Source organism: Rhizobium herbae (assembly GCF_017873135.1).
Classification (GTDB): Bacteria; Pseudomonadota; Alphaproteobacteria; order Rhizobiales; family Rhizobiaceae; genus Pararhizobium; species Pararhizobium herbae.
Window position 1 is genome coordinate 998034 of record NZ_JAGGJV010000001.1, and the last position, 17145, is coordinate 1015178.

13 protein-coding genes are annotated in these 17145 nt (G+C 61.9%); 11 read left to right on the forward strand and 2 right to left on the reverse strand.

The window, feature by feature from the left end; translation table 11 throughout:
• The first annotated feature begins 59 nt into the window (after positions 1 to 59).
• Positions 60 to 1259: a LysR family transcriptional regulator gene (locus J2Z75_RS04885; RefSeq protein WP_209848414.1), complete on the forward strand. Its 1200-nt coding sequence runs from the start codon at positions 60 to 62 to the stop codon at positions 1257 to 1259.
• An 84-nt stretch (positions 1260 to 1343) separates the two neighbouring features.
• Here J2Z75_RS04885 and J2Z75_RS04890 read toward each other — a convergent pair whose 3' ends face one another.
• The gene (locus tag J2Z75_RS04890) at positions 1344 to 2315 is read right to left on the reverse strand and encodes a GlxA family transcriptional regulator (protein ID WP_209848416.1); all 972 of its coding nucleotides are present in this window, start codon (positions 2313 to 2315) and stop codon (positions 1344 to 1346) included.
• A gap of 111 nt (positions 2316 to 2426) precedes the next feature.
• On the opposite strand from J2Z75_RS04890, the gene J2Z75_RS04895 reads away from it, so the two are divergent.
• From J2Z75_RS04895 to J2Z75_RS04935, 9 genes are all read left to right on the forward strand, one after another.
• A complete protein-coding gene (locus J2Z75_RS04895) occupies positions 2427 to 3329 on the forward strand; it encodes a BKACE family enzyme (protein ID WP_209848419.1) in 903 nt (300 codons plus the stop codon).
• Between the two features lie 217 nt (positions 3330 to 3546).
• Positions 3547 to 5037, forward strand: a complete 1491-nt coding sequence (locus tag J2Z75_RS04900) for a carnitine 3-dehydrogenase (protein ID WP_209848422.1) — start codon at positions 3547 to 3549, stop codon at positions 5035 to 5037.
• A gap of 196 nt (positions 5038 to 5233) precedes the next feature.
• Complete coding sequence (locus J2Z75_RS04905) at positions 5234 to 6394, forward strand: acyl-CoA dehydrogenase family protein (RefSeq protein ID WP_209848425.1); 1161 nt, start codon at positions 5234 to 5236, stop codon at positions 6392 to 6394.
• A 2-nt stretch (positions 6395 to 6396) separates the two neighbouring features.
• Positions 6397 to 8451: an acetate--CoA ligase family protein gene (locus J2Z75_RS04910; protein WP_209848428.1), complete on the forward strand. Its 2055-nt coding sequence runs from the start codon at positions 6397 to 6399 to the stop codon at positions 8449 to 8451.
• A gap of 5 nt (positions 8452 to 8456) precedes the next feature.
• Positions 8457 to 9239 carry a carnitinyl-CoA dehydratase gene (locus J2Z75_RS04915; protein ID WP_209848431.1) on the forward strand — a complete coding sequence of 261 codons (783 nt, stop codon included), beginning with the start codon at positions 8457 to 8459 and terminating at the stop codon, positions 9237 to 9239.
• Between the two features lie 313 nt (positions 9240 to 9552).
• A complete protein-coding gene (locus tag J2Z75_RS04920) occupies positions 9553 to 11142 on the forward strand; it encodes an ABC transporter substrate-binding protein (RefSeq protein ID WP_209848435.1) in 1590 nt (529 codons plus the stop codon).
• The gene (locus tag J2Z75_RS04925; protein WP_209848438.1) at positions 11142 to 12251 is read left to right on the forward strand and encodes an ABC transporter permease; all 1110 of its coding nucleotides are present in this window, start codon (positions 11142 to 11144) and stop codon (positions 12249 to 12251) included. Before J2Z75_RS04920 ends, J2Z75_RS04925 begins: the two co-directional genes overlap by 1 nt.
• Complete coding sequence (locus tag J2Z75_RS04930) at positions 12248 to 13075, forward strand: ABC transporter permease (RefSeq protein WP_209848441.1); 828 nt, start codon at positions 12248 to 12250, stop codon at positions 13073 to 13075. The genes J2Z75_RS04925 and J2Z75_RS04930 overlap by 4 nt, the downstream gene beginning before the upstream one ends.
• Entirely contained in the window at positions 13068 to 14699 is a 1632-nt protein-coding gene (locus tag J2Z75_RS04935; RefSeq protein WP_209848444.1) for an ABC transporter ATP-binding protein, read from the forward strand. Before J2Z75_RS04930 ends, J2Z75_RS04935 begins: the two co-directional genes overlap by 8 nt.
• A 47-nt stretch (positions 14700 to 14746) precedes the next feature.
• Here the strand turns inward: J2Z75_RS04935 and J2Z75_RS04940 are convergent, their stop codons facing one another.
• Positions 14747 to 15082, reverse strand: coding sequence for a PAAR domain-containing protein (locus J2Z75_RS04940; protein WP_209848447.1), 336 nt, complete (start codon positions 15080 to 15082; stop codon positions 14747 to 14749).
• A gap of 60 nt (positions 15083 to 15142) precedes the next feature.
• Here J2Z75_RS04940 and J2Z75_RS04945 point away from each other — a divergent pair, with 60 nt between their 5' ends.
• The gene (locus J2Z75_RS04945; protein WP_209848450.1) at positions 15143 to 17143 is read left to right on the forward strand and encodes a CocE/NonD family hydrolase; all 2001 of its coding nucleotides are present in this window, start codon (positions 15143 to 15145) and stop codon (positions 17141 to 17143) included.
• Positions 17144 to 17145: the final 2 nt, after the last annotated feature.

The window sequence follows — 17145 nt, forward strand, 5'->3', positions numbered from 1 at the left end:
CGATACCGGAACACATCGCTGCGGTTCTGCCGCTGCGATCACGAAGATGAAAACAGGCCATGGATATCGCCACGCTTGCCCTTGTTCATGCAATCCTTGAAGCACGCGGAATCCGCCCGGCGGCAAAAACGAGCGGACGGCCCGTCGCAAGCGTCAGCGCTGCATTGAAGCGTTTCGAAGCGGCTATTGCGGTACCGCTCGTCAGACGCGAGGGCGGCAATCTGGTGCCGACGCTGGAGGCGCAGAGCCGGATGGCGGATCTCGCTGCGGCAAACCAGGCGGTGCAGTCGCTACTGTCATGCCGATCCGATGCGCAACCGCGCCCCACGCCATCGATCAGCCTGACGGCGCTCGACCGTTTCGTCACCGTCGCCCGCAGCGGCAGCATTCGCGGCGCATCGAAGATTTCGGGGACCGGCCAGCCGCAACTGACGCGACAGATGAACGATCTGGAGCGTGATCTCGGTTATGATCTGCTGGTCCGTTCGCCCTCCGGTATCGCCTGCACGCCGGAAGGCCTGGCCGTGATCCCGATCGCCGAAAACCTGCTCGACATCTGGCGGCGCCTGTCGCGTGCATCAAGCGACCGGTTCCGCCGGACGGCCGCGACCTGGCGTTTCGGCTCGGTGATGCCGCTCGGTCCGGAAAGCGAGATCGCCCGCATGCTGGCAGCGCTGACCGCCGAATGGCACCGCGCCCGCCCGCGCCAGCCCCTGTTCGTGTCCAGCACCACGGCCGACGAACTGATCGCCGGATTGAAGAATCGCCGCTTCGACGTCGTGCTGCTCGATCTGGAATCATTCCCGTCCGAGTTCGAAGGTACACTTATCTCCCGCACGCCGCTGGCATTGGCGGGACACGCATCGCTGTTTGCCAGACATGGCGACGATATCCGCGGGTTGCTTCAATCCAATCCCATCGCCGTCCCCAGCCTCAAGAGCGGATTACGCCAGCAGGCGACCCGTTTCATCGAGGCAGCACTGAGTGAACAGGAGCGCGGCATGCTGACGCTGACGGAAGTCGATTCCATCCCCGTCATCCTCAATCTCGTCATGGACCATGGCTATCTCTCGGTGCTCCCGGAAAGCTCCGCCGCGCGCGTGCGAAACGCCCCCGCGATGCGCAGGCTCGGGCCCGGCTACATGCAGAGCCTGTCGCTGGCGTGGCAGAAAAATGCTCTCTCCCGGCAGGTGGCGGAAGCCATGCTCGGCATGATGCTCGCAGATCGGAAATCCGCCACGACCATTCTTCACGCTTGAATCATTTTCTCTCCAATGGCGATTAAAGCCCTGACGGGACTCAGGAATTCATCGCCAATTGAATCGACACATGAGCGAATTGAATCAGTTCTTGAGCTTCAGCCGCCGGCGCGTCTCGCTCGGACTTTCGCGATAGTGCGCACGATAGCTGCGCGAAAAGGCCGAGGATGAATTGAAGCCGGTGGCAGCGGCAATGTCGGCGAAATCGGCCCGCGTCTCGATCACCTTGCGCCGGGCCGCGTTGAGCCTGAGCGCCAGATAATGCGCATGAGGCGCTACACCCATCGTCTCGTGAAACAGGTCCTGAAGATGGCGGGCGCTGACGCCGGCCCGGCGGGCAAGACGGGTCAACGTCAATGGCGCATCGACCGTCTCCTCCATCAGCCTGACGGCAGCACCGACCCGCGCATCGAGAATGCGCATGTTGCCGATGGCAGGCACCTGCAAGAGGTCACCCCGCGTCCGCTCCTGCTCATAGATGAACAGCCGGGAAACTTCGAGCGCCAGCGAGTAGCTGTGCTGACGGCGGATCAGTTCCAGCATCAGATCGAGCGTCGGCAGCGAACCGCCGGTGGTGATCCTCTTGCCATCGATGACGAAGCGCTCGCGCACCATGGTGATCTGCGGATAGGCGGCGGTGAAATCCTCGAAATCCTCCCAATGGGTGGTGGCCGAGCAATTGTCGAGCAGGCTGGTCTCGGCCAGCATCCACGAGCCCGATTCAATGCCGGCCATCACCTCGCGATGTCGGGCGGTCTGAGAAAGCTGCATGCGCAGGTGCGAGGTCGTGTAGGCCTGCCAGTTGTAGCTCGACAGCACGAAGAGCGGTGCGGTTTCCTTCTGCGGCCGGAAGGGCCCGGCAACCGGGATCGGAATACCGCTCTTGGTCTCGATCGCGGTGCCGTCCGGGCTGAAGATATCCCAGTCGTAGAGCGTTTTTCCGGCAATGCGATTTGCTGCGCGCAAGGGCTCGATCACCGACGCAACAAGGATCAGATTGGTCTCCGGCAACACCAGCAGATCGATATGCTGGGTTTCATCCCGTGGAACGAGCATTCGCCTTTCTCCCACTTTGAATTCTGAAAATGTATAATGTAAATCTGAAAAAGGAAAGCAGAGCGCTCCTTCTTGGCTCGTAATGGACGACAAGAACAAGGGGAGATTTTTATGCCGCTGAGCATGAACCGCGACGTTTTCATCACCTGTGCCGTGACCGGCTCCGGCGACACTGCCGGCAAGTCTCCGCACGTGCCGAGATCGCCAAAAGAAATTGCCGCCTCGGCCATCGATGCCGCCAAGGCCGGCGCCGCCATCGTTCATTGTCACGTGCGCGATCCGGAAACCGGTGCTCCGAGCCGCCGCAATGATCTCTACAGGCAAGTGACCGACCTCATCCGCTCCGCCGACGTCGATGTGGTGCTGAACCTGACGGCCGGCATGGGCGGCGATCTGATTTTCGGCAATGTCGAAAGCCCGCTGCCGCTCAATCCGCAGGGCACCGACATGGCGGGCGCCACCGAGCGCGTTAGCCACGTCGCCGAATGCCTGCCGGAAATCTGCACGCTCGACTGCGGCACCATGAACTTCTCGCTCGGCGATTACGTCATGACCAACACGCCCTCGATGCTGCGCGCCATGGCCAAGATGATGACCGATCTTGGCGTGCGCCCTGAAATCGAAGCCTTCGACACCGGCCATCTGTGGTTTGCCAAGCAACTCGTCGAGGAAGGCCTGATCGAGGATCCGGTGCTGATCCAGCTGTGCATGGGCATTCCGTGGGGCGCCCCCGACGACCTCAACACCTTCATGGCGATGGTCAACAATGTGCCGAAGAGCTGGACCTTCTCCGCCTTCTCCATCGGCCGCAATGCCATGGCCTATCCGGCAGCGGCAATCCTTGCCGGCGGCAATGTCCGAGTCGGGCTGGAAGACAACCTCTATGTCGGCAAGGGCCAGCTCGCCACCAACGCGCAGCTCGTCGAAAAGGCGGTGACCGTAATCGAAGGCATGGGCGCACGGATCATCGGGCCGGCTGAGGTGCGGGAGAAGCTGAAGCTGGTGAAGCGATAAAGGCGAACGGGCGGAGTGGGGGGTAAGCCCCCTCATCCGCCCTTCGGGCACCTTTTCCCCGCTGGGGAGAAGGGGAAACCGCGGCAATCGCCGAGGTCGGAAATGAACCCGCGAAGACGCTGCGCGCACCCTCTTCTCCCCAGCGGGGAGAAGGTGGCCCAAAGGGCCGGATGAGGGGGAACCGCGAAACGGACATACAAGAGGGAACACGACAACAATGACCAAAATCACCAAGGCGGCCTGCATCGGCGGCGGCGTTATCGGCGGGGCCTGGGCGGCTCGTTTCCTGCTTGCCGGCATCGACGTCAACATGTTCGATCCGCATCCGGAAGCGGAACGCATCGTCGGCGAAGTGCTGGCCAATGCCGAGCGCGCCTATGCCATGCTGACCATGGCGCCGCTGCCGAAGAAGGGTAAGCTCACCTTCGTCAAGAGCGTTGAAGAGGCCGTGCAAGGCGCTGACTGGATTCAGGAAAGCGTTCCCGAGCGGGTCGACTTGAAGCGCAACGTCATCACCCAGATCGATGCTGCCGCAGACCCAAAGGCGTTGATCGGCTCGTCCACCTCCGGCATCATGCCGACGGAATTGCAGAGGGACATGAAACATCCCGAGCGCATGTTCGTCGCCCATCCCTACAATCCGGTCTACCTGTTGCCGCTCGCCGAACTCGTCGGCGGCGAGAAGACATCCAAGGCGACCCTGCAGGACGCCAAGGCAAAGCTCTCGCCGATCGGCATGAAGGGCGTCATCATCAACAAGGAGATCGAGGCCTTCGTCGGCGATCGCCTGCTCGAAGCCGTCTGGCGTGAAGGCCTGTGGCTGATCAAGGACGACATCTGCGATACCGAGACGCTCGACGACGTCATCCGCTATTCGTTCGGCATGCGCTGGGCGCAGATGGGCATGTTCGAGACCTACCGCATCGCCGGTGGCGAAGCCGGCATGCGCCACTTCCTCGCCCAGTTCGGCCCCTGCCTCTCCTGGCCCTGGACCAAGCTGATGGACGTCGTCGATCTCGATGATGAACTGGTCGACAAGATCGCCGGCCAATCGGATGCGCAGTCGGGCGCCCGTGGCATTCGCGACCTTGAACGCATCCGCGACGAAAACCTCGTCGGCATCATGCACGCGCTGAAAAGCGGCGATGGCGGCAAGGGCTGGGGTGCCGGCAAGCTGCTGGCGGATTTCGAGCAGAGCCTCTGGGCCTCCGCCGAAAAGCCGAAGACCGATCTCGGACAAGCGCAGCCGATCCGCATTCTCGACACCAAGGTCAACGCCGCCTGGGTCGATTACAACGGCCACATGACCGAGCATCGCTACCTGCAGGTGTTCGGCGACACGTCCGACGGCCTGTTGCGCCTGATTGGCGTCGATCTAGAATACGTCAAGAACGGCCACAGCTATTACACGGTCGAAACCCATATCCGCAACCTCGGCGAAGCCAAGCTCGGCGACGCGCTCTACTCAACCTGCCAGATCCTGTCGCACGACGAAAAACGGCTGCACATCTTCTCGACCATCTACAACGGCGCGACCAACGAAGCGGTTGCCACCGCCGAGCAGATGCTGCTGCATGTGGACTCGAAGGCCAGCAAGGCTGTGCCGGCATCGGCCGTCGTCCTCGACAGGGTGAAGGCGATTGCCGAGGCGCATGCGGGATTGGTCAAGCCCGAGGGTGTCGGGCGGAGTGTGGGGCAGAAGCTGTAAGGCACAGAGTTCGCGGACACCTACCCCCCTCTGTCGGCTGCGCCGACATCTCCCCCTCAAGGGGGGAGATCAGCCGCCAGCTTTTGGGGCACGAAGGTGAAGAACAATCTCCCCCCTTGAGGGGGAGATGTCCCGAAAGGGACAGAGGGGGGTGGCGCCAAAGGCGCACCTACGGAACGATACGGAGGACTATAAGATGGATTTCGCACTGACCGAAGAACAGCAGATGATCGTCGACACCGTTCGCGGCTTCGTCGAGACCGAGATCTATCCGCATGAAAACGAGGTCGAGCGCACCGGCATCGTGCCGAAGGAACTTGGCCAGGAGATCGCGCAGAAGTGCAAGGATCTCGGTTTCTTTGCCTGCAACATGCCGGAAGAGGTTGGCGGCGCCGGGCTCGATCATCAGACCTTCACGCTGGTCGAGCGCGAACTCGGCCGTGGCTCGATGGGCCTGACCGTCTTCTTCGGTCGCCCCTCCGGCATCCTCATGGCTTGCAACGAAGAGCAGCGCGAAAAATATCTGATCCCCGCCGTCAAGGGCGAGAAGTTCGATGCGCTGGCCATGACCGAACCCGATGCCGGTTCCGACGTGCGCGGCATGAAGTGTTTTGCCAAGCCCGATGGCGACGACTGGATCGTCAACGGCACCAAGCATTTCATTTCGCATGCCAATATCGCCGATTTCGTCATCGTCTTCATCGCCACGGGCGAGGAAGAAACCCCGCGCGGGCCAAAAAAGAAGATCACCTGCTTCCTCGTCGATCGCGGCACGCCGGGCTTCGAAATCCGCAACGGCTACGACTCGGTTTCCCATCGTGGCTACAAGAATTGTATCCTCTCGTTTGACGATTGCCGCCTGCCCTCGTCCGCCATTCTCGGCGAAGTCCACAAGGGGTTCGACATCGCCAACGACTGGCTCTACGCCACCCGCATCACCGTTGCCGCCACCTGCGTCGGCCGCGCCCGCCGGGTGTTCGACTATGCCCTGCCCTATGCCGCCGAGCGCAAGCAGTTCGGCAAGCCGATCGGCGCCAACCAGGGCGTGTCCTTCAAGCTCGCCGACATGATCACCGAGATCGACGCCGCCGACTATCTGACACTGGCCGCAGCCTGGCGGCTCGACCAGAAGCTGCCCGCCAACCGCGAGATCGCCTCTGCCAAGCTCTACGCCTCCGAAATGCTTGCCCGCGTCACTGACGAGGCGATCCAGATCTATGGCGGCATGGGCCTGATGGACGACCTGCCGCTCGCCCGCTTCTGGCGCGATGCCCGCGTCGAGCGCATCTGGGACGGCACCTCGGAAATCCAGCGGCACATCATCAGCCGCGACCTCTTGCGCCCGCTGGGAGCGTGAGCATGACGCGATCCCTCGACCGTCTAATCCGGCCAAAATCCATTGCCGTCTTCGGCGGCAAGGAAGCGCGCCGGGTGATCGAGCAATGCGACAAGATGGGGTTCACAGGCGACATCTGGCCCGTACACCCGAAACAGGACGAGATTTTCGGGCGCAGATGCTACCGCTCGGTGGCGGAACTGCCCGCCGCTCCCGATGCATCCTTCGTCGGCGTCAACCGCCAGCTCACCATCGAGATCATCCGCGATCTTTCCGCACGTGGTGCCGGCGGGGCCATCTGCTATGCATCCGGATTCCGGGAAGCTGTCAGCGAACTCGCCGATGGCAACGACCTGCAGGAAGCATTGGTCAAAGCGGCCGGCGACATGCCGATCGTCGGCCCCAATTGCTACGGCTTCATCAACGCTCTGGACGGCGCCCTGCTCTGGCCGGACCAGCATGGCATGCAGCGTGTCGAACGTGGCGTCGCGGTTCTCACCCAGTCGTCTAACATCGCCTGCAACATCTCCATGCAGATGCGCGGCCTGCCGCTTGCCTACATCATGACCGCCGGAAACCAGGCGCAGACCGGCCTTTCCGAACTTGCGATCGCAGCCCTTGAAGACCCGCGCGTCACTGCCGTCGGCCTGCATATCGAAGGTTTCGACAGCATCGAGGCTTTGCAGCGGCTTGCGGTCAGAGCGCGGGAACTGAAAAAGCCGGTAGTAACCCTGAAAGTTGGCAAATCCGAAGCCGCCCAGCTTGCCACGGTCTCGCACACCGCATCGCTGGCCGGCAACGACACCGTCTCCAGCGCCCTGCTGGAGCGGCTCGGCATTGGTCGCGTCGATACCCTGCCGGAACTGCTGGAAACGCTGAAGCTGCTGCACCTGCATCCGCCGCTGAAAAGCCTCGATATCTCCTCGATGAGTTGCTCCGGCGGCGAGGCATCGCTGATGGCCGATGCCGGCGTGAAGCGAAAGACCGTGTTCCGCGCCTTGAAGGACGAGCAGCGCCAGCCGCTGCGCGAAAGCCTCGGCGAGATGGTCACCATCGCCAATCCGCTCGATTATCACACCTTCGTCTGGGGCAATCTGGAGAAGCAGACAACGGCCTTTACGGCGATGATGAAGGGCGATTATGCGCTGAACCTCATCGTACTCGACTTCCCGCGTCAGGACCGTTGCGACGCAACCGACTGGAACACCACCTGCGACGCCGTCATCGCATCGGCCAGGGCGACGGGCGCCGTCGCCGGCATCGTCGCCAGCCTTGGCGAGAACATGCCAGAGGAAACGGCGCTGTCGCTCATGAGCGCGGATGTCGTGGCCTTCTCCGGCATCGATGAGGCGCTGGCAGCCGCTGAAATTTCCGCAGGGATCGGCGCGGCCTGGGCAAAACCCGCTCCCGAACCACTCCTCTCTCCCACAGCCGATGATGGCGAGATCGTCACCATCAGCGAGAGCGATGCCAAGGCAGAACTGGCGCGCTTCGGCCTCGTCGTGCCGATGGGCAAGGTGGCCATCACCGCTACTGAAGCTGCGGATGCGGCCGAAGAGCTTGGATTTCCAGTCGTGCTCAAAGGCTTGGGCATCGCCCACAAGACCGAGGCCGGAGCCGTCAAGCTCAATCTCGCCGACCGCCGGTCCGTCCTCGATGCGGCCGACGCCATGAAGGGCGTCGCCTCCGGCTATCTCGTCGAAAAAATGATCGCAAAACCCGTCGCTGAGATCATCGTCGGGGCGCTACGCGATCCCGTTGCCGGTCTGGTACTGACCATTGGTGCCGGCGGGATTCTGGTGGAATTGCTCGAAGATTCGGCGATTTTGACCCTGCCGACAACGCCGGAAGCCATAACCAAGGTCATTTCCGGCCTGAAAATCAGGAAACTGCTCGACGGGTATCGCGGCGGTCCGAAAGGCGACATTCAGGCCCTCGCGGCCGCTGTCGCTACCGTGGCATCCTATGTCGCTGCAAACGCTACAAAGCTCGAAGAACTCGATATCAATCCTATCATGGTGTTACCGCAAGGTTCTGGAACCGTCGCGGCCGATGCCCTGATCCGTCGAAGGAAATGACACCTATGACCGGACCTATCAGAACCCGCCGCGAAGGCGGCATTCTCGAAGTCACCATCGACCGGCCGAAGGCCAACGCGATCGATCTGGTGACCAGCCGGATCATGGGCGAAATTTTCCGCGACTTCCGCGATGACGAAACCTTGCGCGTCGCGATCATCACCGGCGCGGGTGAAAAATTCTTCTGTCCGGGATGGGATCTGAAAGCCGCTGCTGCCGGCGACGCTGTCGATGGCGACTATGGGATCGGCGGCTTCGGCGGCATGCAGGAACTGCGCGACCTCAACAAACCGATCATATCGGCCGTCAACGGCATCTGCTGCGGCGGCGGGCTTGAGATTGCCCTATCCACCGACATGATCCTTGCCGCCGAGCATGCGACCTTCGCGTTGCCGGAAATCCGCTCGGGCACGGTCGCCGATGCTGCCTCGATCAAGCTGCCGAAGCGCATTCCCTATCACATCGCCATGGACATGCTGTTCACCGGCCGCTGGCTGGACGCGACGGAAGCGCATCGCTGGGGTTTCGTCAACGAGATCCTGCCTGCGGACAAGCTTATGGAGCGTGCCTGGGAACTCGCCCGCCTGCTCGAAAGCGGTCCGCCGCTGGTCTATGCCGCGATCAAGGAAGTGGTCCGCGCCGCAGAGGGCGAGGACTTCCAGACGACGATGAACAAGATCACCAAGCGCCAGTTCAAGACGGTCGATATCCTCTATTCGAGCGACGACCAGCTGGAAGGCGCGCGGGCCTTTTCGGAAAAACGCGATCCGGTGTGGAAGGGGAAATAACCCGCCAAGGCTTCAGCACGGAAACGCACTGCCTCGCATACCTTCTTACGGCAAGATGCCATAAGCTGAATTTATGAAAACTGCGGAATTTTTGTGTGAATACAGGTCGTCATTTGGACGATACCATGAATTTTAACAGGGCTTTCCGGTAACGGACGGCCGACTTCACAAAAGGCGACGAAACGGCCTGCAAACCGCAGAAGTGACTGGCTTACCTGCCCTCGGGCATGCATTCTAGCAACAACCCGATCAATCACGATCGAAAACAACAATGAAAAACGGCGAAAAGCCATCAAACAAAGGGAACAGGGGAATGAGCGATTACAAGAACTACCTCGCCAATCAGGTCATGCTGGGCAAGATGAACCGCCGTGAATTCATGGGCCGCACCCTGGCCGCAGGCGTGGCTCTGTCGAGCGCCGGCACGCTGTTTGCCACCAGCGCCTCGGCGCAGGAGCCGAAAAAAGGCGGGCACCTGAAGCTCGGCCTCGAAGGCGGCTCAGCAACCGATACGCTCGATCCGGCAAAGGCGCTGTCGCAGGTGCTTTTCTGCGTCGGCCGCAACTGGGGCGACATGCTGGTCGAATCCGACCCGCTGACCGGTGCCGCCGTTCCGGCACTGGCTGAAAGCTGGGAGCCGTCGCCGGATGCCGCCGTCTGGACCTTCAAGATCCGCAAGGGCGTGCAGTTCCACGACGGCAAGGAACTGACGATCGACGACGTCGTCAAGACCTTGCAGCGCCACACCGACGAGAAGTCGGAATCCGGTGCGCTCGGCGTGATGAAGTCGATTAAGACGATCGAGGACAAGGGCGGCGATCTCGTCCTGACCCTGACCGAAGGCAATGCCGACCTGCCGCTGCTGCTCACCGACTACCACCTGATCATCCAGCCGGGCGGCGGCTACGAAAATCCGAATGCCGCCATCGGTACCGGTCCCTACAAGCTGACCAGCTTCGAAGCCGGCGTGCGCGCCACGTTCGAAAAGAACCCGAACGACTGGAACCCGAACCGCGGCTATGTCGACAGCGTCGAAATCATCAACATGAACGACGCCACGGCCCGTATCGCGGCCCTCTCCTCCGGCCAGGTTCACTACATCAACCGCGTCGATCCGAAGACCGTTTCGCTCCTGAAGCGCGCGCCGACCGTCGAGATACTCTCGACCTCGGGCCGTGGCCACTACGTCTTCATCATGCATTGCAACACGGCGCCGTTCGACAACAACGACCTGCGCATGGCGTTGAAATACGCGATGGACCGCGAGAACATGGTGCAGACCATCCTCGGCGGCTACGGCAAGGTCGGCAACGATTTCCCGATCAACTCGACCTATGCCCTCTTCCCGGAAGGCATCGAGCAGCGCGCCTACGATCCGGACAAGGCGGCCTTCCACTACAAGAAATCCGGTCATAGCGGCCCGGTTCTCCTTCGCACGTCCGACGTCGCCTTCCCGGGTGCGGTCGATGCGGCGGTACTCTATCAGGAAAGCGCCAAGAAGGCCGGCATCGAAATCGAAGTGAAGCGCGAACCCGGCGACGGCTATTGGTCGAACGTCTGGAACGTCCAGCCCTTCTCGACATCCTACTGGGGCGGCCGCCCGACCCAGGACCAGATGTATTCCACGGCTTACCTTTCGACCGCCGACTGGAACGACACGCGTTTCCTGCGCCCGGATTTCGACAAGCTCCTGCTGGAGGCCCGTTCGGAACTGGATGAAACAAAGCGCAAGGAGATGTACCGCTCGATGGCCATGATGGTCCGCGACGAAGGCGGTTTGATCCTGCCGATGTTCAACGACTTCGTGAACGCCTCCACCAAGCAGGTGAAGGGCTATGTCCACGACATCGGCAACGACATGTCGAACGGCTACGTCGCGACCCGCGTCTGGCTCGACGCCTAATGGCCGCGCTTGGACCTGAAAGTGGTCCGGCGCTGACAACGGGTACGGTAGCGGGGGGCGAAAGCCTCCCGCAAACCGGTACTCTATCCGGGACAGCCGCTTTGCCCGCAGCGGGCAAGGTCACCGGTACGTTCTGGCGCCGTTTCACCCTGCGCCGTCCTTTGGCGGCCCTCATAATCCAGCGGCTCGGCTTGAGCGTTGGCCTCCTCTTTGCCGTGTCGCTGATGATCTTCGGCGGCGTGGAAGCCCTGCCCGGCGATTTCGCCACCACCTATCTCGGCCAGTCGGCCACGCCGCAGGCCGTCGAAAATATCCGCAAGGATCTCGGCCTCGACCGGCCGCTGACGGAGCGCTACGTCACCTGGTTGAGTGGTGCGGTCAAAGGTGACTTCGGCAAATCCTGGGCCAGCAAGAACTCCGTCAGCGAGCAGATCGGCAAGCGCCTCGGAAACTCCCTGTTCCTTGCATTCTTCGCGGCGATTGTCTCGGTTCCGCTTGCCGTCGCCCTCGGCATGCTCGCCGTGCAATATCGAAACCGGCTGCCGGACAAGATCATCAATGTCGTTTCGCTCGCGGCGATCTCGCTGCCCGAGTTCTTCGTCGGTTACCTGCTGATCCTGTTCTTTGCGGTGCAGTTGGGTGTCGCAACCTTCCCAGCGACCGTCTATGACAGCATGGGCTTCGGCGAACGGCTCTCGGCCATTGCCTTGCCGGTTGCAACGCTGGTTCTGGTCGTTCTTGCCCACATGATGCGCATGACCCGCGCCGCCATCCTCAACGTCATGTCGTCGGCCTATGTCGAGACGGCGGAACTGAAGGGCCTCGGCGCTTTCCGCATCATTGCCAAGCACGCGGCTCCCAACGCCGTCGCCCCGGTCATCAACGTCATCGCGCTCAATCTCGCCTATCTCGTGGTCGGCGTCGTCGTGGTGGAAGTGGTGTTCGTCTATCCGGGCATGGGCCAGTACATGGTCGATGCGGTGACGGTGCGCGACATGCCGGTGGTGCAGGCCTGCGGCCTGATCTTCGCCGCCTTCTACATTTTCCTCAACATGGCCGCGGATATTCTCGCCATCCTCGCCAATCCGAGATTGAGGCACCCGCGATGAGATTGAGTTCAATTCCCATAAGCGCTTGGGTCGGCATCGCCGGCATCACCCTTGCCCTCTTCTGCGCCATATTCGCGCCATGGATCGCCCCGTTCGGCGAACGCGACGTCGTCGGCGATATCTGGCTCCCGATGGGCGGCGACTTCCTGCTGGGAACCGACAATCTCGGCCGCGACCTGTTGTCCCGGCTGATCTTCGGGGCGAGAACCACGATCTTCGTCGCTCTTGCCGCGACGGTCATCTCCTTCTCGCTCGGCATGCTTTTGTCGTTCACCGCAGCCGTTACCGGCGGTTTCATCGACCAGCTGTTCTCGCGTTTCAACGACCTGATGATGGCGATCCCGACACTGATCTTCGCCCTCGTCGTACTGGCCGTTCTGCCGCAGCAGCTCTGGATCCTGATCCTCGTGATGGCGGTCCTCGACAGTACCCGCGTCTTCCGTATCGGGCGGGCCGTCGCCCTCGACGTGGCGGTGATGGAATTCGTCGAGGCGGCGCGTCTTCGTGGGGAAGGCACCCGCTGGATCATCTTCCGGGAAATCCTGCCCAACACGCTGTCGCCGCTACTGGCCGAATTCGGCCTGCGCTTTGCCTTCTCGATCCTCTTTCTCTCCACCCTCTCCTTCCTCGGCCTCGGCATCCAGCCGCCGGCCGCAGACTGGGGTGGCATGGTCAAGGACAACAAGGACGGCATCATCTTCGGCATCTCGGCAGCACTTGTGCCGGGCGGCGCGATCGCCGGTCTTGCCATCTGCGTCAACCTCGTCGTCGACTGGCTGATGAAGCGAACCTCAAGCCTCAAGGGAGGACGCGGCGATGCCTGATCTACTTTCCGTCAGAAACCTGAAGATCGAAGCAACAAGCTATCCGCCGGGCGAGCCGCCAAAGACCGTGACCCTGGTCGAAAACGTCTCCTTCGATGTCCAGAAGGGCAAAGTGCTTGGCCTGATCGGTGAATCCGGCGCCGGCAAATCGACTATCGGACTTTCCGCCTTGGCCTATGGCCGTGGCGGCGCATCGATCACCGGCGGTCAAGTGCTGATCAACGGCAAGGACATCCTGGCGCTCGATCGCAATGGCATCCGCACGATCCGCGGCTGCAAGGTCTGCTATGTCGCGCAATCGGCAGCCGCAGCCTTCAACCCGGCGCACCGCCTCGGCGAGCAGGTGATCGAGGCGTCGTTGCGGCACAAGATCATGAGCCGTGAAGATGCTGAGAAACGAGCGCTCTACCTTTTCAGGGTGCTTGGTCTGCCCAACCCGGAAACCTTTGGGCAGCGTTACCCGCATCAGGTCTCCGGAGGCCAGCTCCAGCGCGCGATGACAGCGATGGCGCTCTGCCCCAATCCCGAGCTGATCGTCTTCGACGAACCGACGACGGCGCTCGACGTCACAACGCAGATCGACGTGCTGGCTGCGATCAAGCATGCGATCGAGGAAACCCACACGGCCGCCCTCTACATCACGCATGATCTTGCCGTCGTCGCCCAGATTTCCGACGACATCATGGTGCTGCGCCATGGCAAGACGGTGGAATACGGAACGACCAAGCAGATCATCGAGGCACCGAACGAGGACTATACAAGGGCGCTGGTCAGCGTCCGCCAGACCAAGCGCGAGGAAGCGCACGACCAGAGCAATACGCTGCTGAAGATCGAACATATCAGCGCCGGTTACGCCAACGGCTTCAAGGTTCTGCATGACGTTTCCATGCATCTGCCCAAGGGCCAGACGCTGGCGATCGTCGGCGAAAGCGGCTCCGGCAAATCGACGCTGGCCCGCGTCATCACCGGCCTTCTCCCGCCGTCCGAAGGCAAGATCACCTTCGACGGCAAGGAACTGCCGAAGGCGCTGCGATCACGTACCAAGGAAGAGCTTCGCCGCGTCCAGATGATCTACCAGATGGCCGACACTGCGATGAACCCGCGCCAGACGGTGCGCGACATCATCGGCCGGCCGATCTCCTTCTACTACGGCCTGCATGGGGCCAAGAAGACGGAACGGGTCAAGCAACTGCTCGACCAGATCGAGATGGGCGACCGGTTCCTCGACCGCTATCCGGCCGAACTCTCCGGCGGCCAGAAACAGCGTGTCGCCATCGCCCGCGCGCTTGCGGCAAAGCCGGAACTCATCCTCTGCGACGAACCGACCTCGGCGCTCGACCCGCTGGTGGCCGAAGGCATCCTGAATCTGCTTCTGAAGCTTCAGGAGGAAACCGCTGTTTCCTATGTCTTTATCACCCACGACATCGCCATCGTCCGTGCGATTGCCGACAGTGTCGCCGTCATGCATCGCGGCAAGCTGGTGCGCTTCGGGCCGAAGTCCAAGGTGCTGTCGCCGCCTTTCGACGACTACACCGACCTGCTGCTGAAATCCGTTCCGGAAATGGAGATCGGCTGGCTGGAGAAGGTGCTGACGACGCGGCGTATGGAAAGTGCCGGGAATTGAGCATCGGCGATCCAAAGGCAGCCCGAAGCCGAACTCGGGCTGCGATCTTACTTGGCGGTGCAGTCCACATCGCCGGTGCGCTGTGCAGCCTCGCCTTCAAGCAGGACCGACGGATCACCCTTTGCGGAACAGTCGCCCTTCGCACCGGTCCCGGAGCGGAAATGCACGACGGGTTGCCCTTCAATGAAAATGCTCGGCACGATCTCGTAGAGTTCCGGCGGGCAATTGACGACATCGGACATTCTGAGCGCCGGCTGCCCGCCGATCATCACGCTGGTGGCGCCGGACAATGCGCAGGCCGGCAGAGGCACAAGATCATCCGCAACGGCAATGCCGGCAAATCCAAGGATCAAAACAGCCGCCGAAACATTTCTTCCTGACATCACCATCCTCCCAGACGTCGCTGAAACAGCCGTCACCCAGCATGCAGAAAAGACGAAGACATGACCACAGGCAATTTCACCGTCATCGAAAACCAATGGATCGTCCTCAAGGATGGAACGCGGATGGCCGCGCGCATCTGGATGCCGGAAGGCGCGGACAGCAATCCGGTTCCAGCCGTGTTCGAATACCTGCCCTACCGCAAGCGTGACGGCACCAGCCCGCGCGACGAATCCACCTATCCGGTCTTTGCCGCGGCCGGCATTGCCGGCGTACGAGTCGACATCCGCGGCTCGGGCGAATCCGACGGCGTCATCGATGGGGAATACACGCCGCGCGAACTCGCAGATGGCTGCGAACTGATCGCCTGGATCGCAGCGCAACCCTGGTCGAACGGCAAGGTCGGCATGATGGGCATTTCCTGGGGCGGCTTCAACTGCCTGCAGGTAGCAGCCCTCAAGCCTCCGGCGCTGAAGGCCGTGATCTCGATTGCCTCCACGGTCGATCGCTACAACGACGATATCCACTACAAGAACGGCACCCATCTTTCGGCGCAACTCTCCTGGGCCGCGACCATGCTTGCCTACCAGTCCCGCTCGCCCGATCCGGCTCTGGTCGGCGACAGATGGAAGGACATGTGGCTGGAACGGCTGGAGAACGAACCGTTCTTCATGGAGGAATGGCTGGAGCACCAGCGCCGTGACGCCTTCTGGGAACACGGCTCGATCTGCGAGGATTTCGACGGCTTCCCCGTGCCCGCGATGGTCATCGCCGGCTGGGCGGACGGCTACCGCAACACGCCGATGAAGGCAGCCGAAGGTCTCGGCGACAAGGTGAAGGCCCTGATCGGCCCCTGGGTGCACAAATATCCGCATTTCGCCTGGCCGAAACCGCGCACCGATTTCCATGGCGAGGCGATCGCCTGGTGGAACCGCTGGCTGCGTGACGAAGACACCGGCGTCGAAAACCTGCCGCAGATGCGCGCCTTCATTCTCGACGGTCCGAAGCCGGCCGTGCGCCGCAATGTCGAGCCGGGATTCTGGATTGCCAAGGACCAATGGCAGCCGCCGGAAATGCAGTGCTTCTATGTCGATCAGTTCGGCAGCCTGCAGGAGGGCATGCCGATCGCCGGCGCCCATGATCACAACGCCTTCCTGAAATCGCCGCTGGACACCGGCACCGCTTCCGGCGAATGGTTCACCCTGAAGCCCGACGCCGAGATGGCCGGCGACCAGCGTGTCGACGATGCCGGTTCGCTGACCTTCGAGACGGCACCGCTGACGCATGCCGTCGACTATCTCGGCCAGCCGGTGCTGACGGTCGAGCTTGCCTGCGATGGCGACTGGGCCAATCTCGTCGCCCGCCTCGTCGATATCCACCCGGACGGCAGCGTCACCCGCGTCACGTTCGGCGTCCTTAATCTCGCGCATCGCGACGGCAATACCGAACCGAAGCCGATGCCAAAGGGAGAAAAGACGCAGATCCGCCTGGTCCTCGATGCCTGTGGCTACCGCTTCGACGCCGGTCACCGCATCCGGCTGTCGCTGTCGACCGCTTACTGGCCAATGGTGCTGCCCTCGCCAACCGATCCCGGCCTGACACTGGATCTTGCCTCGATCGGCCTTGCCCTGCCGAAACTCGGCGAGCATCAACGGATCACCATGCCGGAGCCTTCAAATCCCGATCCGCTGCCGAAATACACGGAGCTTGCGGCGGGCAAGACCAGCCGCCGGGTAGAACGCGACATGACGACGGGCAAGACCCACTATCATATCTACGAGGATGGCGGCCTTTTCGAACATCCGGGAACCGGCTTTGCGACGCGGGACATTCGCGACGAAACCTGGACCATTGCTGCCGACGATCCTCTGTCGATGACCGGTGTCTCGACCTGGACCTGCATTGCTAGGCGGGAAGGCTGGTCCGTCAAAACCGTTTCGGTCTCGCGGATCGGCTGCACGGCAACGGAGTGGCTGACCTCTGCCTCGGTCACGGCCTTCGAAGACGACAGTCAGGTCTTCGAAAAGACATTCGAGAAGCGCGTCCCCCGCGATTTCATGTAGAC